We start from the raw sequence: 22,333 nt of genomic DNA on the forward strand, positions 1-22,333 counted from the left end.
ACTTACAGATGGTCCTACCTCTTTTTTTATTACCATTAATAATATTTTATATGTGTGCCCTTCTTTATCTCTAACTCACTATAAAACGTAAGCTTTATCAAATTTCAATCGACCGTAAAACTTCCCAAAAATACAGTTTTGTGACATTTATGACAGTTCAGTAATATAAATATCAAAGAATTGTCACCTTCTCTCCATACGCTCTCCGTGATTTAACAATTCACTCCCCATGCAAGGAATGATGATGGGTAGTGATTGGATGTCTAGACAAAACCACAACCAATACAAACAATACGTTTAGGAAAAAATCATGAATCGTAACTGGAAAGTGGCATGTACTGCTGTTGCTCTAGCGGTTTCTGCTAGTCTTCAAGCGGCAGTGTTACCCGAGCACCAAACTAACAGCGCTTGGTTTACCGACGCACAATCAAAACTAAATACTAAGTTACAAACCAATAATCAGTTCAAAGCAAAGAATGTTATTTTATTTGTCGGCGATGGTATGGGTATCTCAACCCTCACCTCAGCAAGAATTCAAAAAGGTCAATTAGCGGGTAACCCTGGTGAAGAAGGTTATTTGAGTTTTGAAAGCTTTCCACATACGGCCTTGGTTAAAACCTACAATGTAGATGCTCAAACCCCAGACTCAGCGGGCACCATGACCGCTATGATGTCGGGCCTAAAGACTGACGTGGGTGTAATTGGCGTTGACGAAGATATTGAGCGCGGTGACTGCTCAACCGTTGCAGGCAATGAAGTTATTACTGCGCTAGAGCTTGCTGAAATAAAAGGCCTGTCTACAGGTATTGTTTCGACAGCCCGTATCACTCACGCTACCCCTGCGGCAACTTACGCAAAGTCAGCAGATCGCAACTGGGAAGATATTTCCGACATGCCAGAAGCCGCTGTAACCGATGGCTGCTTAGACATTGCTGACCAGCTAGTGAACTTTGAAAGCAATTTAGAAGCGCGTTACACCGGTGTTGACGTTGACGGTATTGAGGTTGCTATGGGCGGTGGTCGCCGTCATTTCTTGCCAAAAGACGCCGCATTCAATAGCCCTGATGCAGTGAGTGATGTCGAAGGTGATAGAACCGATGATCGCGACCTTACGGCTGAATGGCAGACCATGTACGAAAATGGTGTATATGTTTATGACCAAGCAGGTTTTGACGCGATAGACACGGAGAGTGTTGAACGTGTATTCGGTCTTTTCAACGAGTCGCATATGCAATACGAAGCAGACCGTGGAAATGACATCGCGGGCGAACCATCAGTTGCAGAGATGACAGAAACGGCAATTAACATTCTTGATAACAACGAGAACGGCTTTTTCTTAATGGTTGAGTCAGGCCGTATTGACCACGCTCACCATGCGGGCAACGCGGCGGGTGCACTTACCGATACCCTAGCATTTGAAGAAGCAGTAATGACAGCGGTTGAAAATACCGATCCTTCTGAAACATTAATCCTCGTAACGGCTGACCACGGACACGTGTTCACTATCGCAGGCTATCCGAAGCGCGGTAATCCCATTCTAGGCAAAGTGGTTAACGTGGGTTCAGACGAACCTGCAACAGCGTCTGATGGCACGCCATACACCACACTCGGTTACACCAACGGTCTAGGTTTCCGCAACCTAGGTGATGAAACAAATTCTGATGCCACGTATGCATTAGAAAACGCAGCAGGTCGCGTTGATATTACCAATATCGACACAACAACGCCTGGATATCACCAAGAAGCACTTATTCCACTTAGTTCAGAAACACACTCTGGAGAAGACATTGCACTGCATGCCAAAGGACCTGGAAGCCAGCTTGCGCAAGGCGTAATAGAGCAAAACGTTGTTTTCCACTTGATTAATCAAGCGCTTGGCCTTGTAAACGAGTAAGTAGAGATAAGAATATGAACCTTTTTAAATTAAGTATAATTGCGGTAGCAGTAGCAGGTCTTTCAGCGTGTAGCTTGGAAGGCGACGATGGTAACGATGGCGCACCTGGTGCTGATGGCGCTGACGGTCAAAACGGTTTAACAAGCCTTACCGTGCAAACGGAATTAGCGGTTGGCGATGCTAACTGCCCTAACTCGGGTGTTCGCATTGACTCAGGCTTAGACGCCGATGCTGACGGCACACTTGGTGATAGTGAAATTACTTCGACAAGCTATGTTTGTGTTCCTGGCGTAAACAGCGTGAGCAATAGCGAACTACTCACTAGCCTCAATAATGAGTGGTTTGTGGCTGCTCAAAACGAAGTGGAAAACAATAAAGCGGTTTGGATGAACGCAACATCGGGTGAAAGTGCAGCGTCATCAAATGCGGCGTTTACTGCCACAGTTAATTCTAGAGAAGAATTAGACGCAATGGTAGCGAACCTACGCGGTAAAGCGAAAAACGTTATCTTGTTTGTCGGCGACGGCATGGGTGTTTCTACCGTTACCGCAGCGCGTATTTTAGATGGTCAGATGAACGGCCTAGCGGGCGAAGAAAACCAGCTTAGCTTTGACAAATTCCCATTCTCTGGGCTTTCAAAAACCTATAACGTTGATGCCCAAACACCGGATTCTGCAGGCACAATGACCGCGATGATGAGCGGCATAAAAACTGACGTAGGTGTTATCGGCGTAGACGAAGATATTGAGCGCGGTGATTGTTCTACCGTTGCAGGTAACGAGTTAGTTACGGCGCTAGAACTCGCTGAAATTGCAGGTAAGTCTACCGGTATTATTTCTACTGCCCGTATTACGCACGCTACGCCAGCAGCAACCTATGCAAAATCAGCAGATCGCAACTGGGAAGACATTTCAGATATGCCAGAAGATGCGGTTACAGCGGGTTGTTCTGACATTGCCGACCAGCTAATTAATTTCGAAGCTAACTTAGAAGCAAACTTTGAAGGCCTAGACATTGATGGCATTGAAGTAGTAATGGGGGGCGGACGTCGCCACTTCTTGCCGCGTGACGAAGCGTTCAACAGCCCAGATGCGGCGAGCAGCATTGAGGGAGATCGTACAGATGGACGTGACCTAACTGCCGAGTGGCAAGCCATGTACGAAAACGGCGTTTATATCTATGATCAGTCTGGTTTCGACGGCTTGGATACTGAAACCACTGAAAGGGTGTTTGCGTTATTCAACGAATCACACATGCAATACGAAGCCGACCGCGGCAACGACATTGCTGGTGAACCTTCTATCGCTGAAATGACAAGTGCAGCAATTAAAGTGTTAGATAACAATGAAGAAGGTTTCTTCCTTATGGTTGAATCCGGTCGAATCGACCACGCTCACCACGCAGGTAATGCTTACGGGGCACTTCATGACACTATCGCTTTTGCTGAAGCTGTTGATGCTGCTGATAAGCTTACTGATGATGAAGATACACTTATTATTGTAACCGCTGACCACGGGCACGTCTTTACCATTGCTGGTTATCCAAAGCGCGGCAACCCGATTTTAGGCAAGGTAGTAAACGTAGGTTCAGATGAAGCTGCTACAGCTGCCGACGGTACGCCATACACCACACTTGGCTACACAAATGGCCTAGGCTTTAGAAATCTGGGAGACGTTACTAACTCAGACGCAGCTTATTTAGAAGGCCCTGATACAGGTCGTAAAGACATCACTGATGTCGACACTACAACACCTGGCTATCACCAAGAAGCCTTAATTCCACTGGGTTCGGAAACACACTCGGGTGAAGATGTAGGCATTTATGCTAAAGGCCCTGGCGCTTTCCTCGTCAACGGTACTAATGAGCAAAGCGTTATATTCCATGTTATGGATTTTGCAGGAGACTTTGTCTCTCAAGCAGAAAATGCAATGGAATAAGTTATTGAAAAAGTAATGCTAGGGCGGCCTTTGGTCGCCTTTTTCGCTTCGGTTAAGAACTTCATTTTCGGTAGGATAAATGAATGAAATTATTTAATGCATTTGCGCTTATTCTTTTTACAAGTGCGAGTACGTTTAGTTTAGCTCAAATGGCTGAAACTTCGTCTGTAGTAAACGTATCTAATGAGCAGACGTGTAAAGAAGACAGCACCAGTCTGTTCGCTAAATATGAAATAAGCGTGACTAGCCCATCTAAAACTTTACAAACTACATCACTACATTTGTGGCGAAACGGCAATAAAGTCGCACATGAATACCCTGCCACCAATATTACTGAGTTATGGACACTTGTTAGAAACAAATTTATAAAGCCTACTCGCTTTTTCGATGCTCATGAGCGCGCTATCGAATACCAGCCAGGTGAAACCATTCACGGAAAAAAAGAGACGGACTTTTCATACCGCTACCAACTCATTAGTGACAAACTCATTGATGCCATGACCTTGGATAAAAAAGACGGAAAAGGTTGCAATGCCGTTGAACACTATTCAATAGACAACGAACAAGGGCACTTCAAGCTCACATGGATTCCTCACTTAAAATTAGTCAGATCTTTTAGCGTTGATAGAAATGGGTATGTAAGAGATTGGGAGCTTACAAACGTAGATTTCGATGTGAACACGAGAGACTTCTTTGCAAAAAGACAGGACTATCAAAGTACAGATTACGCTGATATTGGCGATGATCACACGGATCCTTTTTTAACCAAAATGGTAACTCAAGGCTTTATTGAAGCTGGTGCCAGTGGCTACTACGATGAGCATGGTCACAGTATCGGTGAGGGTCATGCACACTAAACGTTTAAAATCGCTCTCAAAATGGCTGGGCCTGCGGCTTAGCCATTTAGGCACCGCGAAAAGGTTTTGTTACAAACTAGCCCAAAGTACATGCGTTACGCGCTGGCTTAATTTTTGTTCTGTGGTATAAAGAATAAAAGCAAGTTAGTCATCATGGACGGTGTAAATGACAGATGTTCTTCTTTCCCCTGCAAATTTCTGGTTTAGCATTGCGCTTATAGCCGTATTCTTTGTTTTCATATTAGAACTAATAAGTACCATTTTCGGTGCGAGCTTTTTGGGGCTGGGCGACGATTTTGCTGAAGTCGATGGCGAAGGCTTTTTAAGTACGTCGTTAGCAAACTGGCTAAATATAAATAAAGTCCCCTTCCTTATATACCTAGTTGTATTGCTCACTTTATTTGGGCTTGCAGGCCTAATGCTAAACGGCTTAACAGCCAGCATATTTAAAATTACTTTGCCTGCGGCTATCTCTGTTCCTCTCGCCCTCATTGTTGGTCTGTTCGTTACTGCCAAAACCGTAAAAATTATCGCCGGTGTATTACCAAGTGTCGAGTCCAGTGCGGTCAATAGCGAAGACTTTATCGGGTCCGTGGCGGAAATCACGATTGGTAAAGCAAGCCGTGGAAATCCTGCCGAAGCAAAATTTACCGACCATTATTCTCAGCCTCATTTTGTGTTAGTTGAACCATTCGAAGATGAAGAATTGTTCGCACAGGGAGAGCGCGTCATTTTAGTTCAGAAAAACCAACACAGCTGGTTAGCAACCCGCTACTTATAACTTAAAAGAGATAAAAGTATGGATACAATTCAACCATCTAGCTTGCCGTCAATACTCTTTATTGCCGGTGCTATTGTTGTAGGGCTTATCGTTATTGGCCTTATTTTTGCCAAACTCTACACCCGCGCAACGAAAGAAACTGCGTTCGTAAGAACCGGTTTAGGCGGTGAGAAAGTCATTAAAGACGGTGGCGCTTTGGTTCTGCCTGTTGTTCACGAAATTATTCCTGTGAACATGAATACCCTTCGTATCGAAGTAGAGAAAATACAGAAAGACGCGCTAATCACTAAAGACCGCATGCGTGTAGACGTAAAAGCCGACTTCTATTTGCGTGTAGCGCCGAATGCCAACGGCATTTCAATGGCCGCGCAAACGCTAGGTACTCGCACAACACGCGCTGAAGAAGTTAAAAAATTAATGGAGTCGAAGTTTGTTGACGTGCTACGTGCCGTAGCTGCTGAAATGAGCATGACGGAAATGCACGAGCAGCGCGCTGATTTTGTACAGAAAGTTCAGCAGAGTGTGGCTAACGACCTTGAGAAGAATGGTTTAGAACTTGAATCGGTAAGCTTAACCGGGTTCGATCAGACAGACCTTCAGTTTTTCAATGAAAACAATGCATTCGATGCTGAAGGGCGCGCTCGATTGACAAAAATCATTGAAGAAAAGCGCAAAGAAACGAACGATATTCAACAAGAAAACCGTATTTTCATTGAGCAGCGTAACCTAGCTGCCGAGAAGCAATCGTTAGACGTAAAACGCGATGAAGAAGAAGCTCGCCTTGCACAAGAGCAGGTACTTGCTTTTAAACGCCAAGAGCAAAAAGCTGAAATTGCTAAGCAACGAGAAATGAAAGAACGTGAAGAGCGCGAGGCTGAAATTGCTAAAAACCGTGCTATCGAAGCGGCAGAAATTGAGAAATCTCGTGAGATAGAGACCCAAGAAATCGCCAAACGCCAGGCGTTAGAACAAGCGCGCATTCGCCAGCAGCAAGAAGTTGAAGTTTCAGAGCAAGTGAAGCAAATTGCTGTTGCTACCAAGTCGGAAGAAGAGTCTGCTGCACGCGCTAAAGCTGCAGAAGCTGAAAAGCAAAAGGTGGAAAAAGAAGAAGCAGTACTTACCGCTAAATCGGTAGCAGAAGCTGAGCGTAAGAAGCAAATTGAAGTTATTGATGCTCGCAAAGAGGCGGAGCGAGAAGCTGTAGGTATAACTGTTGAAGCACAGGCTAAGAAAGAAGCGGCTGAAAACTCTGCTGCTGCAATTCTTACGGAAGCCAAAGCTGCAGCCGATGCTAAAATGCTGCAAGCCGACGCGGACGAGAAAGTGCTTGCCGTTGAAGCGCAAGGTAAACAAGCTCTTTACGAAGCTGAGAATACGCTTAAGACCGAACAAATTGAGCTACAAAAAGCCCTTGCGATGCTTAAGATATTACCTGAACTTGTTGAGCAAGCGGTTAAGCCCCTTGAAAACATTGAAGGTATTAAAATTCTTCAGGGATACGGTCAAGGTAGCGGTGCAAAAGGTGAGCATACCGTTGCAACCTCAGGCAACGGTTTGGCTGAGCAAGTAACGCAGGCAGCGCTAAATTACCGTGCTAACGCCCCACTGGTCGACTCCATGCTGCGTGAAGTGGGTTTAGTCGATGCAGATAAAGGCTCGTTAGCAGATTTGGTTACCGGAAACAGCGATATCTTGGCTAAAGCAGGCGCAGTTAAGCCTAAGCCGGTTGTGGCTGCACCAGAAAACCTAAATGGCCATACAGCACAGGACGGCCAACCTATTGATTAACGGTTACTAGTAAAATAGTGAACTAAAAAAGCTAGGCCCTGTTATTTAACAGGGCTTTTTTGACCTAGCTTCTCAATTAACCATTCAGAAAATACTTTTAACCTAAGGGGCATTTGCCTTCTAGAGGGATAAAGGAGGTTAACCGGCATCGACTCCGCTTCGTATCTAGGAAGCACGCGAATTAATTTTCCTTCTTTCAGGTCAGACTCAACGCCCACGCTTGGAATTTGCGCGATACCTAACCCACTTACACAAGCCGTGAAATAGGCTTGAGTACTATTAACACTTAGTAAGCTTTGCATTTCAACGGCATGGCGCCTTCCATCTTTCATATATTCAAACTCCGGTGCTTTATGGCTTAGCGAGTGAGAATAATCAATGAGCTTATGATTACCTAAATCTGACAGCGACTGCGGTATGCCCCACTTCGACGCATAATCAGGGCTTACACAGTTATAAATTGGATAAGTTAAAAGGCGGCGGGCAATCAAATTGCTATCCGTTAATGCACCAACCCTTATAACACAATCAAACCCTTCTTTAATAAGATCAACTTTGCGATCGACGCTGCTTACTCGCAACGTAATTTTCGGGTAAGCAGAGATAAACTCTCCTAACATGGGAAGCAGAATGTTGGTTGCAAATCGACTAGGCATGTCGATACGAAGCTCGCCACTCACATTGTCTGGTGACGATATGAATTGTGATTGCAGGGCATCCCATTCACTTAGTAAGGCAATACTTTGTGGCAGAAATGTTTCTCCATCAGAGGTGAGAGAAACGCTTCGCGTACTTCGGTTAAAAAGACGTGTGCCCAACTGCTTTTCGAGCTTTGTTACCGCTTGGGAAATGCTTGATTTAGGCAGACCGAGTAGTGCAGCCGCCGCACTGAAGCTTCCTAATCTCGCAGTTTCCACGAACCGGGTAAGCATTTCGAACCTGTCCATTACTTCCCTATTGTTCACCAAATAAAAACAATGTTATCGCTTTAGGCAAGTTTTTCATACCAATTTAGGTCGATATACTCGTATGCAAATTAACCGACAGAGAGATGACAATGGCGATTGCATTAATAACAGGTGGAAGTCGAGGTCTTGGGCGCGCTGGCGCATTAGCACTGGCGAAAGAAGGGGTAGATGTCGTTATCACGTATAACACTAATCAAGCAGCGGCAGATGAGGTAGTTAAAGAAATTCAAAGCTATGGAAGAAAGGCCAGTGCCCTGCCCCTTAACACTGCTGACTCGCATTATTCTTTTCCCGAATTTCTGATTACGCTTAAACAAGTACTGAAGAGCCAATTTGGAAAGCAGGCTATTACCTACCTGATAAATAACGCCGGCATTGGCCTAAATGCTTCCTTTGCAGCAACCAGCATTAAACAGTTCGATACGCTATTTGATATGCATGTGAAAGGTCCTTATTTTTTAACCCAGACACTGTTACCTATTATTGAGGATGGCGGCGCAATATTGAATATCTCCTCTGGCTTGGCAAGATTTTGCTTACCCGGAAACAGCGCCTATGGAATGGCTAAAGGTGCTGTTGAAGTAATGACTCGCTATTTGGCAGCGGAGCTAGGAAATCGCAATATTAGAGTGAATACTCTTGCACCGGGTGCCGTTGAAACGGACTTTGGCGGAGGCTATATTCGTGATAATAGCGAAGTCAATAATGCTATAGCCTCTCAGACGGCTTTGGGCCGAGTTGGCAAACCCGAAGATATAGGTGGCGTTATGGCTGCGCTATTGAGTGATGATTGCTATTGGGTTAACGGCCATAGGATTGAGGCATCTGGTGGTATGAAGCTGTAACATCTTGCAAATTATGGCGTTAATGTCAGCTTTTGCTTGTTAACGAAAATAGATTGAACGCCTTTGGAACCTTTCGAGCTGCAAAGGCGTATCGTAAGGGGTAAGATATACAGTCAAAGTTTTATCACTTGTGCTTAAAGATTACGTTTAGGCGAGAGGATGTTGTTGAACCTTGAACGTATTATTTGAGATTGAGTTATTTTCAAGGAACGAGATCGAGGATAAGTGCTATGAAGTCACTACCTGAAGAGCCGGAAAAACCATTAAGAGACGACTGTTGTGGCGGCGGTTCATGTTGCCCATGTATTTGGGACGTATACTATGAGAAGCTCGCTAAGTGGAAAGAAGCGAAGCGAGAATTTGAACAGCAAAACAACAAGGAAAAATTGCACGTTAGAACGCGAGACTAACTTTCGATAAAAAATTTAAACTGTTATATACCCAAGCACTATATGCTGAACCATTTCACTTTAAACCTTCCTTCAGTACGTTGAGTTTTCGCAAAAGTGCGTTAACAAAGTAACAGCACAGCCTCTTACCAGGCCTCATTTTGAAACTTCTCATTTACAAACTGCTCATGCACTGCTATTTTACTTAATCGATTAAGGTCATCCTTTACCGCGTACCTCAAACAAATTGAATAAGACCACGGTAAAAGATTAAGAATTAAGCTAAACCTGTTACATGGTCAATTGTGAACCTATCAGACTGGTAGTGCTTAATCTGTAGTAATGTGTGCTCGCGAAACGAAAAGCAGTACGAGCCAGCGCATGCTGAATTTTGGAGAATTATCATGTCTATACGCAATGGCGTTCAATTAATCACCTATGCAGATCGACTAGGCGATGGCAACATCGAGAGTCTGACAAGCTTACTTGAAGGTCCATTGAATGGCCTGTTCACCGGTGTTCACATCCTTCCTTTCTACTATCCTTACGATGGTGAAGACGCAGGTTTTGACCCTATTGACCACACGTCAGTGGATGAGCGCTTGGGCGATTGGAACAGCGTTAGAAAGCTGGGTGAGTCTGTAGATATTATGGCCGACCTTATTGTTAACCATATGTCAGGGCAAAGTGAAGCATTTAAAGACGTGCTAGCAAACGGGCGCGAATCTACCTATTGGCCACTGTTTTTAACTAAAGAAGACATTTTTAAGGGTAATGACCCAGCGCAAATCGACGAACAAATAGCACAGGTATTCCGTCCTCGCCCAACGCCATTTTTTAGTGATTATGAAGTAGGCACAGAAACTGGTAAACCAGAAACGGTACCGTTCTGGACAACCTTTACCTCTAATCAAATCGATATAGATGTAGAGTCAGAGCTGGGCAAAGACTATCTATCGTCTATTCTTCAGTCGTTTACTGAGAGTAATGTTGACCTTATACGCCTTGACGCAGCAGGCTACGCCATAAAACGCGCAGGCTCGAACTGCTTTATGCTTGAAGAAACCTTTGAGTTTATTGAAGAGCTTTCTAACCGCGCTCGCGGCATGGGTATGCAGTGTTTGGTTGAAATACACAGCCATTATCAAACTCAAATTGATATTGCGGCGCGTTGCGACAGTGTTTATGACTTTGCGTTACCGCCACTTGTACTGCACACCTTGTTTACCAAAAACGCAGAGGCATTGGCACACTGGCTGTCAATTTCACCACGAAACTGCTTTACCGTACTTGATACCCACGATGGTATTGGAATTGTCGATGTGGGCGCAAGTGGTGACAAGCCTGGCTTACTTAATGCAGACGCGATCAACGCGCTTGTTGAACAGATACACGTGAACTCTAACGGTGAATCTAAAAAAGCCACAGGCGCCGCAGCGAATAACGTAGACTTATATCAGGTTAACTGCACATACTACGATGCACTAGGTAAGGATGATTTCGCCTATTTGGTCGCTCGTGCTATTCAGTTCTTTAGCCCGGGTATTCCTCAAGTTTATTACGGCGGCTTACTTGCGGCCCATAATGATATGGAGTTACTTGCCAACACCAACGTAGGTCGTGACATTAACCGCCCTTATTTGTCTACCGCGATGGTCGAAGAGGCAGTTAAAAAGCCGGTAGTTAAAGGCTTAATGCAGCTCATCAAGCTTAGAAACGAAAACAAAGCCTTTGACGGAGCTTTTGACGTTACGTATGCGGATAGCACTTTAGTAATGTCATGGAGCAATGAAGGTGATGCAGCATCGTTAACCGTCGATTTCGCTGCAATGGACGCAGCTATCAACACGGTTAGCAGTGGCGAAGAAAATACGCTTTCTATAGGCGCGTTATTAGCCTAAGCCGCGAGATAGACACTCTCACTCATACGTTGAAAGCGAGCATTGAGAGTGTCTCTTATCAGTGCTCGCTTTTTTGTTAATGTTAAGGAGATTGATGTTCCTTACGAATTATATTCGTCGTTATACGCTCTTCCCCAATCGCATAGTTGACGCAGGGTTGGCTCTAATGTGCGACCTAACGCGGTTAGCGAGTACTCCACCCGCGGTGGAACTTCGGCATACACTTTTCTATTTACCAGCCCGTCTCGCTCTAACTCTCTAAGTTGCTGTGTCAGCATTTTCTGCGTCACACCCTGCAGCCTTCGTCTTAATTGACTAAAGCGAAGAGTTTTATGGCAAAGATGCCAAAGAATCACCCCTTTCCACTTACCGCCAATAATTTCTAACGATACCGCGACACCACAAATATATTGCTTCGGCTCACTGACTGTTCCGCCCGTTTTCTCGATATTCTGATCTGTACTCTTTGAGCCTGCAGTACCACTTTCTGCGGTACTGTCCATGGATTTTAAACTTGCTGTCATTTTTCCTCCGAAACTGGCGTTCTCGCGATAATTTGCGTCTAAGCCTTTAAAGCTTTTTACGGGAAAGTCCAATAGTATCTTTTTGGGTACTACCCTACTAAAAAGTGCATACTTGCGCAAAGTTTATATATCGTCACAATGGGTAGCGTAAATTTTCGACCAACGGAGACAGGTATGACATCGTTTAAGGCTTTACTTGTAGAAAAACAGGAAGACAAATCATTCACTCGTGGCATCACAGAGCGCTCACTAAATGATTTGCCAGACGGCACTCTTCTCATCAAGGTAGAGTATTCATCACTCAACTATAAAGATGCCTTGTCTGCAACAGGTAACCCTGGTGTTAGTAGAAATTTTCCCCACACCCCAGGCATAGATGCAGCAGGTACAGTGGTGTCATGTGATGACGGCCGGTTTAAAGAAGGCGATGAGGTTATCATTACAGGTTATGATTTGGGCATGAATACCCCAGGCGGCTTTGGCGAGTACATCCGGATACCTAGTGAATGGGCGGTACCTAAGCCAGATGGCCTTACGTTAAGAGAGTCTATGGTTATTGGCACTGCTGGATTTACAGCTGGGCTGTCAGTACAAGGGTTAGTTGAACACGGCATAACGCCTGATAAAGGTGATATCTTGGTAACAGGCGCCACGGGTGGCGTTGGGTCTGTGGCAGTTGCACTGCTTGCCAAAGCTGGCTTTTCTGTAGTGGCATGTACTGGCAAAAAAGAACATGAGTCATTCTTAAAAAACCTCGGCGCAAGCAAAGTAATAACTCGCGATGAGCTGTTGGAAAGTAAAGAGCGCCCTATGTTAAAAGAACAATACGCGGGTGCTGTTGATACCGTAGGCGGCGAATATTTAGCGCAGGCTATTAAGGCAACCCAATATAGTGGTTCGGTAACATGTTGTGGGCTGACTGCTTCTGCCGATCTTAATGTAAGTGTATTTCCTTTTATCTTACGCGGCGTGTCTTTGCTAGGTATCGACTCAGTACAATGTCCAATGCCGCCTAGATTGAGACTTTGGGATAAATTAGCCAGTGAATGGAAATTAGAATGTCTTGACGACTTAACTGAAGAAGTGTCGCTAGATGACGTTAGCCATAAAATAGATGCTATTTTGAAAGGCGAATTATCGGGCAGAACATTAGTTAAGCTTTAACCTTTTTGAGCGTAAGAGCGCTTATAAAAACACAGAAAAAGGGCTGAAGCCAATGCTTTTGCCCTATCTCGACACTAACACTCATGGCTCTCGGTAAGAGCCATGGTATTGGCATTATCTTAAAACGCTTCTAGTACTAATTTGCCAATTGCGCGGCCTTCTTCCAGAGTTTTGTGCGCCTCTATTAGGTTGGCAGCATTAATTTTCCCCAAGTGTTTGCCTACAGTAGTCTTAATTTTACCCTCATCGATAAGGCCCGCTACGTGAGTAAGTAGACGACTTTGTTCTGCCATATCATCAGTTTCAAACATAGAACGGGTAAACATGAATTCCCAGTGTAGTGACAGGCTCTTTTGTTTAAGCTTTGCTACATCCAAACTTTCTGGATCATCAATTAATGCAAGCTTACCTTTCGGTTTCATCACCTCTACATAAGTATCGATGTATTGGTGAGTATTATTTAAACTGGCCACATGTGTCACTTCACCAATGTTTAGCCCTTTAATTTGCTCAGCCATGGGTTTACTGTGGTCGACCACGTAATCGGCACCTAATTCCTGCACCCATTGTTTAGAGCTTTCACGCGATGCGGTAGCAATAACCGTGGCCCCCGTTAGCGTTTTGAGAAGCTGTAACATTATGGAGCCTACACCTCCTGCAGCGCCTACAACGAGTACCACTTCTTCGCTTTTTTCACTTTGCTGTTTCAGTTCGAGGTGATCGAACAACAACTCATAAGCAGTAATCGTTGTAAGCGGAAGCGCTGCTGCGTCGCTGTCAGATAATGACTTAGGCGCTTTACCGGCAATACGTTCGTCTACCAACTGAAACTCTGCGTTTGAACCAGCTCGCGTTAAATCGCCGGCATAGTAAACTCTATCACCAACTGCAAATTCGGTGACATCAGAGCCAATATCAACCACCTCGCCTACTGCATCCCAGCCAAGTATTTTAGGTTCGCCACCCTCTGGATTGACTCGCTGACGAATTTTGTAGTCGACAGGGTTAACCGCTATGGCGCTTATCTTAACTAGTAGATCACGACCCGATGCACTTGGCTTATCAATTTCCAAGTCTATTAACGCATTAGGCTCATTAATATCAAGTGAGTGGGTATAGCCAATAGCTTTCATAATTCGTTTCTCCTTTAGACAATATGTTCATCATACTCTTGATTAAATTTAGATAAACATCACAATACAAGAAACATTATCAAATAGTTTTTGAATATTATGCTTCTCGATGACTTGAATGTAGTAATAAAAGTTGCTGAATTTAGAAACATTACTGCAGCAGCAACCCATTTGAATATGCGAACAGCAACGGCAAGTGCTGCGGTTAAACGCGTTGAGCAAGCACTTGGCGCTGAATTGTTTGTTCGCACAACACGATCGCTTAGGCTTTCTTCTGCAGGTGAACGTTTCCTTCCCACTTGTGAGCAAGCAATGTCAATGCTGACAACCGCCAAGCAGAACTTGAAAGGTGATACCGGCGTTATTGAAGGTGAACTAAGGTTAGGTTTATCGTCTGATTTGGGGCGCAATGTGATTGCGCCTTGGCTTGATGATTTTATGGAAGAGCATGAGAAAATAAGCGTTAAGCTCAATTTGAATGACAGTAATATCGACTTCTATCGCGACCCAATCGACTTAGCTTTACGTTATGGTTCGCCTGACGATGCCAGCGTCTATGGCTTTAAAATCTGTGACGTTCCACGCTTACTTGTTGCTTCTCCATCTTATATCAACACCTACGGTGCGCCTGAAGAGTTTGATGACTTACAAGCACACAGCGGGCTTTTTTATCAGCTGCACGATAAAGTTTATAACGAATGGGAATTCGTACACGACGATAAACCGATAAAGGTAAAAATGCAGGGCATCAGGACAGCTAATGACGGTGAAATGGTCAGAAGATGGGCTGTAGCAGGGAAAGGAGTCGCCGTTAAATCAAGTTTAGATATCTGCGACGACATCATAAATGGTCGGCTTGTGACTTTGTTGCCAGACTACCAACCCAAACCCACGCAACTTTGGCTAATATGCCCAAGCCGCCAGTCTATTACACCAGCGGTTAGGCTATTAAGAGATATGCTAAAAGAGCGCTGCGCTGAATATTTAACGCAGCTCAAAAAAGCAGGTGCGCTGATTACACACTGCGATTAGCTGTTTACTTTCGGTGATACATGGCAGGTGCACCTTTGCTCGGTGTGCTTGCGTTAATGAATTCACGTAAGTCTTGGTTAGACTGTTTCAAGTCATCGCGACGCAGGTACATCATGTGTCCGCTGCGATATCCTTTGAAGCTTAAACGGTCTTTTAGCGTGCCACTTTGATCTAGCTGCCACATAGTATATTTAGCATCGAAGTAGTTCGTGGCACCGTCGTAATAGCCAGCTTGAATCATCACGTTTAGATATGGATTTTGCGCCATGGCTAATCGCAAGTTCTCCCCCGTTTTGTTGTTACTTCTATCCCAGGGGTGCACGTTTCCAAACATGTTGTATTTAATATCGGTTTTGTAATTTAACTCTTCACGCAAATAGTAATTAATAGCAGGCGTGAATGAGTGAAGCCATGAGGTCAGTTCAGCCCAATAGTCAGGGCGATCGCCACTTTGCTTAGCGTCTATACCCAAATAGCGACTATCTAAACGGCCTAAGGTTTTCCCTTCATCTCGCAATAAGTCTTTCCAAAAGAAAGCGGTGCTTACATCTAGGTTGTTTTGCGCAATAGACGCCTCGCTTAAACCCGAATAGCGTGCCATTTGTTTTAGTACATCACGCTTTTCTGTATCACTAATAAAGCCACCTTTAGCGAGTGCTGGAATCAATGTGTTGATAGTGAAGTTTTCGACTTCGGGTAATAGTTCAGTAAGGTCTTTATTTTGCAGTTCTGGTTCAAGTTTATTGTGATACCAGGCTGCAGCGGCAAAATAAGGCAGGCGATTGGCGGCCTTTACTGGCCCGTTGCGCTCAATGCCAATATCCGTTGGTGACACCAAAACGACGCCGTTTAAATACATCCACTGGCGATTTTGAAGTTCTAATGCTAGGCCCGAAACCCGTGTTGTACCGTAACTTTCACCAATAAGATACTTAGGCGAACGCCAGCGATTATTGCGTGTTACAAAGGTATTCACCCAGTCGGCCAAATAGCTAATATCCGCGTTAACGCCAAAGAACATTTTCTGCTGTTCATCCTGCGATGGCATGCTGCCGTCAGCTTTAGGCAGCACACGGCTGTACCCCGTATTCACAGGGTTAACAAATACAATATCAGCCACATCCAAAATGGAGTAAGGATTCGTTTGAACACCATAGGGCTGAACCGGGTAGCCCTCATCGTCAATATTAAGAATGCGAGGGCCTGTGTAAGCTACATGCATCCACACTGATGCAGAGCCCGGGCCTCCGTTAAAAGAAATAATAAGCGGGCGCTCGACATTCTCTTTTACGTCAGTGCGCTGATAATACGTATAAAACAAAGTGGCGACCGCTTCGTCTTTACTGTTCCAAACCGGCTGAGTACCTGTTGTCGCGCTGTACTTTACGCGCTTGCCAAGAATTTTGGTTTCATGCTCTGTTACTACACTACTATCAATTTTAATCGCACGAGCGTGAGAGGCCGAGCTTTCCTCTTGGGCAGAAGCACTGACTGTCAAACTAACAAAAGCAATCATCACCGCCGTTAGCCATGCTGATAGACGGTGGCATCTCTTAGACACTAGTACATGGTCTACCTGTGATTTGTTTTTTGAATTAACCTGACTAAATAGCAGGCTTCTTGTATTTCTATTTGATGTAAGATTATTTTTCATTTTTCTTCTTTTGTGTGTCGTTAGTTTTTGGTTTTTTAATTAGTTGAGCGCAAGCCAACCTGTTTTCCAAACAGACCTTCATTGCACCATATTGAGACTATATCGCTGTTAATAAGTGAGCTTAGCAATCAACGATAGAACTACCAATTTCTTCGATACGTTTCTGTTAACGTGGCTAACCGTCATTTATATTTTCAGGCCCCCTGTCCTTTATATGAGCGATGAGGTCCGGGAAAAATGTTAAAAATCTCGCTTCTATTTCCTTTTTATTCGCACTTATGTCATCTACCGTGTGATGAAAAGTGTTCGCAAACCGAATTCGTTTTGCAACAACAGAAATGGCCTTAGCAATGCCCTCTTCTTTAGCATAATCTTCAAACCAATCGTGGGTTATCATGTGCCCTACGCTATGCTGCATTGCTCTTGGCATACTGGGCAGCCTCTGCTCTAGCAAGGAAAAGCTTTGCTCTCGAAATTCGCTAAAGCTTTGCGACGTGAACGTCGACCAGTGCTTTATCAGCAAATGATCGAAGTAGATATCTAGTGCCACGGGCGCAAAACGCCTGCGTTTTTTATCAAACAGTTTTTTTGCAGCCAAAACACTGTCGTGACTATCCGTAAACTTATCTACTTCGTAGTGGTTTTTAAGACCTAGCTGTACTGCTTTTCCATATGTGCTTATATCAACGCCACGCCTGAAATCGCCAAGTAAATTACCAAAGTGGGAGTCTGCAGTAGGGCGTGCTAAAAAAAGATGGGCAAGGTAATTCATTTTGTAATTTAATGGCCTCGATTTTAAGTTGTAACGGCTTGCGGGTATCAAGTAAAATTGACGCTCAGTTCAGAAGCATCGAATTTGGATAGCCTCAGTCTACAGCGCAGACAGCTGCCTTGCCGACACTACCGTTGAAAGTATGACAAATTCAAATGTAACTGAAAATTCGTAGCACTTAAAACCGAGTTTCAACATGTCTGTAATATCTTCCTCTGAAGTCACGTCTCTCCTGTCACCCGTCAATGATTTTTTACATTGCGAGACGCCACAGGCGTGGATTGATGAAGCGCAGAAAGAAGAAAACCTTCGGGTTATCCTTACCGATCACTTAATTTGCGAGCTTAAAGCAGCACAATCGGCTATGTACCTGCTTCGTCGCTATGTGGCTGATGAGGAAACTAGTAAAGTATTGCTTGGCTGGCTGAAGCCCTATGAAGATTTCACCTACCGCCATGAGGGCGATTGGCAATCACTAAATACTAAGCACCTGTCTAAAAGCGTGTTTAATGTTGAAGGTTTAGATCCGTTCAAAAAAGACATGCTAGATAAGATGGTGATGCTGATTAAAGAAGAGCTTCATCATTTCTATCAAGTACTCGAAATTATGCACGAGTTAGGCTTTGAATATAAGTCAGTGACATCAAGCCGTTATGCGAATGGGTTGTTACGTCACGTGCGCACCTACGAGCCTGAAAAGCTGGTTGATAAGCTTATTTGTGGTGCTTATATTGAAGCCCGCTCATGCGAGCGTTTTGCCAAACTTGCGCCGTATGTTTCCGAAGATTTAGGCAAGTTCTATGTGTCGCTGTTGCGCTCTGAGGCCAGACACTTTGAAGATTACCTTACCCTCGCAGGGCAAATCGCCAAAACCGATATTTCAGAGCGCGTTGCTCACTTCGGAAGCGTTGAAAAATCACTTATTGAAAATGACGACAAGGAACTGCGTTTCCACTCAGGCGCACCTCGCTTCAGTTAACGCTACGCACCCGTTTATAAATTAATCAATTTATATTGACGGCTTTGCTTTTCTGCTGCACACTCAGATTGTAAACATATTGTTAATGGCAGTGTTTGACGCCTTGCGTCGTGTTCGTGTTTTCCTGGTTTTACGGTTTGTCCGTGTGTTTACCCTGCCCCACAACAATATTTTTTAAAATAATAACGTTGGTGAATAAGGCAGGACTTTATGATTTTGAATCATCTAATTGGTATTTACACTCATCCAAGAGAAGAATGGCAAACCATTGATACCAAACACGAAACCTATTTTTACGCGCTTACCCACATTGCTTTTATTGCACTTATCCCTTCCCTCGTAGCCTACTATTCTAGTGCGCATACTGGGTGGAGTATTGGCGCAGGAGACGTAATACGACTAAGTGAAAATACCGCCATTATGATGGGTATCGGCATGTATTTTGGCTTAATTGCCGGTGTTGTAGCGCTGGCGGTGTTAATTCATGAGTTGGCTAAAGCGTTCGATGCAAAACCTACGTATACCCAGTCACTAGAACTTGCGGCCTATACGGCAACACCATTGTTCATGGTTGGCTTTGCCGGTCTTTATCCTGAACTTTGGGTAGTGATGACGGCACTGCTAGTGGGTATTAGCTACTCAGTTTACCTACTCTATTCCGGCGTACCTATTTTGATGCATATGCCAGAAGACAAAGGCTTTATTTACTCAAGCTCGGTAGTCACATGCGGGCTGGTTTTACTGGTTATTCTAATGACAGGCTCGGTATTAGTGTGGGGATTAACTGGCGGGCCAGTGTTCGTGCACTAACGCCCTAACTCAACACAAAATAGGATAATGAAAAGCCGCTTTAAAAGCGGCTTTTCTCGTTAACTATCAGCATATTTCAAAGATGCTAATCAGCGGCATCAATGTTATGTACATCAAGGTTACTCAATTCAGCTTGCACCACAGGTGCTTTTCTTGCTGCCTCACCCCGTGACATATCAATGCGCTCAAGATACTCTTGATTAATATCAGCAGTGATATAGTTACCGTCAAATACTGATGTTTCAAAGCGCTGAATCGTTTCATTCTCTTCGCGTACGGCTTCAACCAAGTCAGAAATGTCTTGGAAGATAAGACCGTCTGCTTGAATAAGCTCTGCAATCTGATCGATTTCACGACCATATGCAATCAGTTCATTCGCCGATGGCATATCAATACCGTATACATTCGGGAAGCGAATTTCTGGTGCTGCTGATGCAAAGTACACTTTCTTCGCACCCGACTCACGGGCCATTTCAATGATTTGGCCTGATGTAGTCCCGCGTACGATAGAGTCATCGACAAGTAATACACTCTTACCTTTGAACTCAGATGAGATTGCATTTAGCTTACGACGTACTGATTTCTTACGCATGGTTTGGCCAGGCATAATAAAAGTACGGCCAATATAGCGGTTTTTAACGAAGCCTTGGCGATAAGGCAGTTCAAGTGTGTTCGCAATTTGCAGCGCTACATCCATCGACGTTTCAGGAATAGGAATAACTACGTCAATATCAAGATCTGCCCATTCACGCTTAATTTTTTCGCCTAGCTTACGGCCCATGTTTACACGTGATGCATAAACTGAAATGCCATCAATAAAGCTATCGGGGCGTGCGAAGTAAACAAACTCGAAGATACATGGTGACGTTACCGGGTTCTCTGCACACTGACGGGTATGCAATTGCCCTTCTTCGGTAATGAATACCGCTTCACCTGGCATTACATCGCGAACAAATTGGAAGCCAACTGCATCAAGTGCAACGCTTTCAGAGGCTACCATCCACTCTTCACCCAGTTCGCTCATACGCTTACCAAGCGCAAGCGGACGAATACCGTGAGGGTCACGAAAAGCCACAATACCCTGACCGATAATGGCTGCAACTACAGCATAAGCACCGCGTATTTTCTTATGAACTTTAGTTACCACTTCAAAAATGTGTTCAGCGCTTACGCTTAAGCCCGCTACCTGCTGTAGTTCGTGAGCAAGAATGTTAAGCAATAGCTCGGAATCTGAAGTGGTATTAATGTGACGGCGTGCTATGCGGAACACTTCTTCTTGTAACTCATGGGCGTTGGTTAAGTTACCGTTGTGAGCAAAGGCAATACCAAATGGCGAGTTTACATAAAAAGGCTGTGCTTCTGCAGAGCTTGACGTACCCGCGGTTGGATAGCGAACATGACCAATACCCATGTTGCCTGATAACCTTTTCATATGACGCGTATGGAAAACATCTCGAACCAAGCCATTTGCCTTACGCAAATTAAACATATTTTGGTCGATAGTCATAATGCCTGCGGCATCCTGTCCACGGTGTTGAATGACCGTTAGACCGTCGTACAGTGACTGAGCTACGGGCGTTTTACCAACTATTCCGACTATACCACACATGTGCGTTACCTATTTCAAGCGGGATTTAAGAAACTGGAGGAGTCTTTCACATAACTGAAAAACCACTCAATGATGACACCAAACTCTGGAATGAGCACCGATGCTTGCCACCAATTAGAGGAAGCGGCGCCGGTGAAGGTATCCATAAAAAAGAGCAATGCGCTAACTATCAGCACGCCACGCAGAGCACCAAAAACTATACCAAGGGCCCTGTCTGTGCCAGACAACCCCGTTGCTTGTACCAATTGGCTTATGACGTAATTGATCATGCCGCCCAGAATGAGCGTTGTAATAAATAGCGCAGCGATTGCAGCGCCGTTTTTCAGATAAGGGTCGTCAATGGCTGTGAAGTAAACGGCAAGGTCAGCGTAGAAATTACTTGAAATAAAGAGTGCAGCAAACCACACCACTAACGAGATGGCTTCTTTAACAAACCCTCTAATAAGGCTTATTAAGGTAGATACCGCAATGATACCCAGTATGGAAAAGTCTACCCAGTTCATCGTCTCTTTATTGCGTTGATGTTGCTTTTTATGATGAAGCAACGAGCCTTTGGCGAGATGGCGCGCATTCTAACAGAAGATAGAAATATTACTAGTCTGTAATGCAATCCGTGACACTTCCTTTCAGTAAGCGTGGTTCAACAAAGAAAGAATACGCCCTACTCAACTTTGAACGTGGTGACTTTCCCTTTAAGTTTCGTTAGCTCTTTCAAATGGGGAAGTGCCGATTCCAGTTTCTTTTTGTCTAAATCAGGGCCTACAAAAACTTTATTGAGCGGACCAGAGCTGGTTTGAATTTTGCGACTGAACGCGCGATACCCAGCCTTTTCTAGCTTTGCCAACAATGCCTTTACGTTTTTTTCATGACGAAAACTGCCAAGCTGAATAACCCAGCCTGCGTCATCATCGGCAGTGGCACTTTTCGTATCAACAACCGTTTGGCTCGCTAACTCGTCTACTTCTTCAAATGCTTTTGGCACTGGCGCCTTAGCAGCAGTAGCTTGATCAGTACTTTTGCTATCACCAGAACTTGAAGCAAGCTGCTCTTCATCTAACGCTGTTTCATCTTCAATCTCCACAGCCGGAACCGCAGCTTTCGCTACCCGCTCTGATGGGAAAGATTCAGGCTCTACGATGGGCTTTTTAGGCGGATTAGCTGGAACAGAGACAAAGGGCTCTCTGTTCGTTTGCTTTTTGCCATCAAGAAAGTCTGGTAAAAAGATAACCGCTAGGGCGACAACAATAATTGTCCCCACCAGTCTATTCTTTAATGCCGATGTCACTGTGCTCTCCT

General features: G+C 44.5%; 20 protein-coding genes. 12 read left to right on the forward strand and 8 right to left on the reverse strand.

Features of this window, described 5'->3' with window-relative positions:
- Positions 1–310 precede the first annotated feature (310 nt).
- From ACXAGK_RS16400 to ACXAGK_RS16420, 5 genes are all read left to right on the forward strand, one after another.
- Positions 311–1,894: an alkaline phosphatase gene (locus tag ACXAGK_RS16400; RefSeq protein WP_474857049.1), complete on the forward strand. Its 1,584-nt coding sequence runs from the start codon at positions 311–313 to the stop codon at positions 1,892–1,894.
- Positions 1,895–1,908: 14 nt separating this feature from the next.
- Positions 1,909–3,831, forward strand: a complete 1,923-nt coding sequence (locus ACXAGK_RS16405) for an alkaline phosphatase (protein ID WP_474857050.1) — start codon at positions 1,909–1,911, stop codon at positions 3,829–3,831.
- Between the two features lie 83 nt (positions 3,832–3,914).
- Positions 3,915–4,688 (forward strand): hypothetical protein, encoded by a 774-nt coding sequence (locus ACXAGK_RS16410; protein ID WP_474857051.1) that lies wholly within the window; start codon positions 3,915–3,917, stop codon positions 4,686–4,688.
- Positions 4,689–4,854: 166 nt separating this feature from the next.
- On the forward strand, positions 4,855–5,469 hold the full coding sequence (locus ACXAGK_RS16415; protein WP_474857052.1) for an OB-fold-containig protein: 615 nt from the start codon (positions 4,855–4,857) through the stop codon (positions 5,467–5,469).
- 18 nt (positions 5,470–5,487) lie between these two features.
- The gene (locus tag ACXAGK_RS16420) at positions 5,488–7,257 is read left to right on the forward strand and encodes a flotillin family protein (protein WP_474857053.1); all 1,770 of its coding nucleotides are present in this window, start codon (positions 5,488–5,490) and stop codon (positions 7,255–7,257) included.
- A gap of 41 nt (positions 7,258–7,298) precedes the next feature.
- Here ACXAGK_RS16420 and ACXAGK_RS16425 read toward each other — a convergent pair whose 3' ends face one another.
- Entirely contained in the window at positions 7,299–8,204 is a 906-nt protein-coding gene (locus ACXAGK_RS16425) for a LysR family transcriptional regulator (protein ID WP_474857054.1), read from the reverse strand.
- Between the two features lie 110 nt (positions 8,205–8,314).
- Here ACXAGK_RS16425 and ACXAGK_RS16430 point away from each other — a divergent pair, with 110 nt between their 5' ends.
- From ACXAGK_RS16430 to gtfA, 3 genes are all read left to right on the forward strand, one after another.
- Positions 8,315–9,070: an SDR family NAD(P)-dependent oxidoreductase gene (locus ACXAGK_RS16430; protein ID WP_474806080.1), complete on the forward strand. Its 756-nt coding sequence runs from the start codon at positions 8,315–8,317 to the stop codon at positions 9,068–9,070.
- Between the two features lie 230 nt (positions 9,071–9,300).
- On the forward strand, positions 9,301–9,480 hold the full coding sequence (locus ACXAGK_RS16435; RefSeq protein ID WP_020743842.1) for an oxidoreductase-like domain-containing protein: 180 nt from the start codon (positions 9,301–9,303) through the stop codon (positions 9,478–9,480).
- 383 nt (positions 9,481–9,863) lie between these two features.
- Positions 9,864–11,360 carry a sucrose phosphorylase gene (gtfA, locus tag ACXAGK_RS16440; RefSeq protein WP_474857055.1) on the forward strand — a complete coding sequence of 499 codons (1,497 nt, stop codon included), beginning with the start codon at positions 9,864–9,866 and terminating at the stop codon, positions 11,358–11,360.
- A 101-nt stretch (positions 11,361–11,461) separates the two neighbouring features.
- Here gtfA and ACXAGK_RS16445 read toward each other — a convergent pair whose 3' ends face one another.
- Positions 11,462–11,884 carry a winged helix-turn-helix transcriptional regulator gene (locus tag ACXAGK_RS16445; RefSeq protein WP_474857056.1) on the reverse strand — a complete coding sequence of 141 codons (423 nt, stop codon included), beginning with the start codon at positions 11,882–11,884 and terminating at the stop codon, positions 11,462–11,464.
- Between the two features lie 174 nt (positions 11,885–12,058).
- Between ACXAGK_RS16445 and ACXAGK_RS16450 the strand changes: the two genes are divergently transcribed.
- Positions 12,059–13,048, forward strand: coding sequence for a YhdH/YhfP family quinone oxidoreductase (locus ACXAGK_RS16450; RefSeq protein WP_474857057.1), 990 nt, complete (start codon positions 12,059–12,061; stop codon positions 13,046–13,048).
- Positions 13,049–13,167: 119 nt separating this feature from the next.
- On the opposite strand, the gene ACXAGK_RS16455 is transcribed toward ACXAGK_RS16450, so the two are convergent.
- Positions 13,168–14,181: a zinc-binding alcohol dehydrogenase family protein gene (locus ACXAGK_RS16455; protein WP_474857058.1), complete on the reverse strand. Its 1,014-nt coding sequence runs from the start codon at positions 14,179–14,181 to the stop codon at positions 13,168–13,170.
- Positions 14,182–14,280: 99 nt separating this feature from the next.
- Here ACXAGK_RS16455 and ACXAGK_RS16460 point away from each other — a divergent pair, with 99 nt between their 5' ends.
- Positions 14,281–15,213 carry a LysR family transcriptional regulator gene (locus ACXAGK_RS16460; RefSeq protein WP_474857174.1) on the forward strand — a complete coding sequence of 311 codons (933 nt, stop codon included), beginning with the start codon at positions 14,281–14,283 and terminating at the stop codon, positions 15,211–15,213.
- A 4-nt stretch (positions 15,214–15,217) separates the two neighbouring features.
- Here the strand turns inward: ACXAGK_RS16460 and ACXAGK_RS16465 are convergent, their stop codons facing one another.
- Both ACXAGK_RS16465 and ACXAGK_RS16470 read right to left on the reverse strand, forming a co-directional pair.
- Positions 15,218–16,729, reverse strand: coding sequence for a S10 family peptidase (locus ACXAGK_RS16465; RefSeq protein WP_474857175.1), 1,512 nt, complete (start codon positions 16,727–16,729; stop codon positions 15,218–15,220).
- Positions 16,730–17,042: 313 nt separating this feature from the next.
- Positions 17,043–17,639: an acyl carrier protein phosphodiesterase gene (locus tag ACXAGK_RS16470; RefSeq protein ID WP_474857059.1), complete on the reverse strand. Its 597-nt coding sequence runs from the start codon at positions 17,637–17,639 to the stop codon at positions 17,043–17,045.
- 196 nt (positions 17,640–17,835) lie between these two features.
- Here ACXAGK_RS16470 and miaE point away from each other — a divergent pair, with 196 nt between their 5' ends.
- Together miaE and ACXAGK_RS16480 are read left to right on the forward strand one after the other, a co-directional pair.
- Positions 17,836–18,618, forward strand: coding sequence for a tRNA isopentenyl-2-thiomethyl-A-37 hydroxylase MiaE (miaE, locus tag ACXAGK_RS16475; RefSeq protein WP_474857060.1), 783 nt, complete (start codon positions 17,836–17,838; stop codon positions 18,616–18,618).
- 210 nt (positions 18,619–18,828) lie between these two features.
- Positions 18,829–19,428, forward strand: a complete 600-nt coding sequence (locus ACXAGK_RS16480; protein WP_474857061.1) for a Yip1 family protein — start codon at positions 18,829–18,831, stop codon at positions 19,426–19,428.
- Between the two features lie 85 nt (positions 19,429–19,513).
- Here the strand turns inward: ACXAGK_RS16480 and purF are convergent, their stop codons facing one another.
- From purF to ACXAGK_RS16495, 3 genes are all read right to left on the reverse strand, one after another.
- Positions 19,514–21,037: an amidophosphoribosyltransferase gene (gene purF / locus ACXAGK_RS16485; RefSeq protein ID WP_474857062.1), complete on the reverse strand. Its 1,524-nt coding sequence runs from the start codon at positions 21,035–21,037 to the stop codon at positions 19,514–19,516.
- A gap of 14 nt (positions 21,038–21,051) precedes the next feature.
- The gene (locus ACXAGK_RS16490) at positions 21,052–21,540 is read right to left on the reverse strand and encodes a CvpA family protein (protein WP_179983818.1); all 489 of its coding nucleotides are present in this window, start codon (positions 21,538–21,540) and stop codon (positions 21,052–21,054) included.
- Positions 21,541–21,698: 158 nt separating this feature from the next.
- Positions 21,699–22,322 carry an SPOR domain-containing protein gene (locus ACXAGK_RS16495; RefSeq protein ID WP_474857063.1) on the reverse strand — a complete coding sequence of 208 codons (624 nt, stop codon included), beginning with the start codon at positions 22,320–22,322 and terminating at the stop codon, positions 21,699–21,701.
- Positions 22,323–22,333: the final 11 nt, after the last annotated feature.

The organism is Alteromonas sp. ABM1_013 (assembly GCF_056160505.1).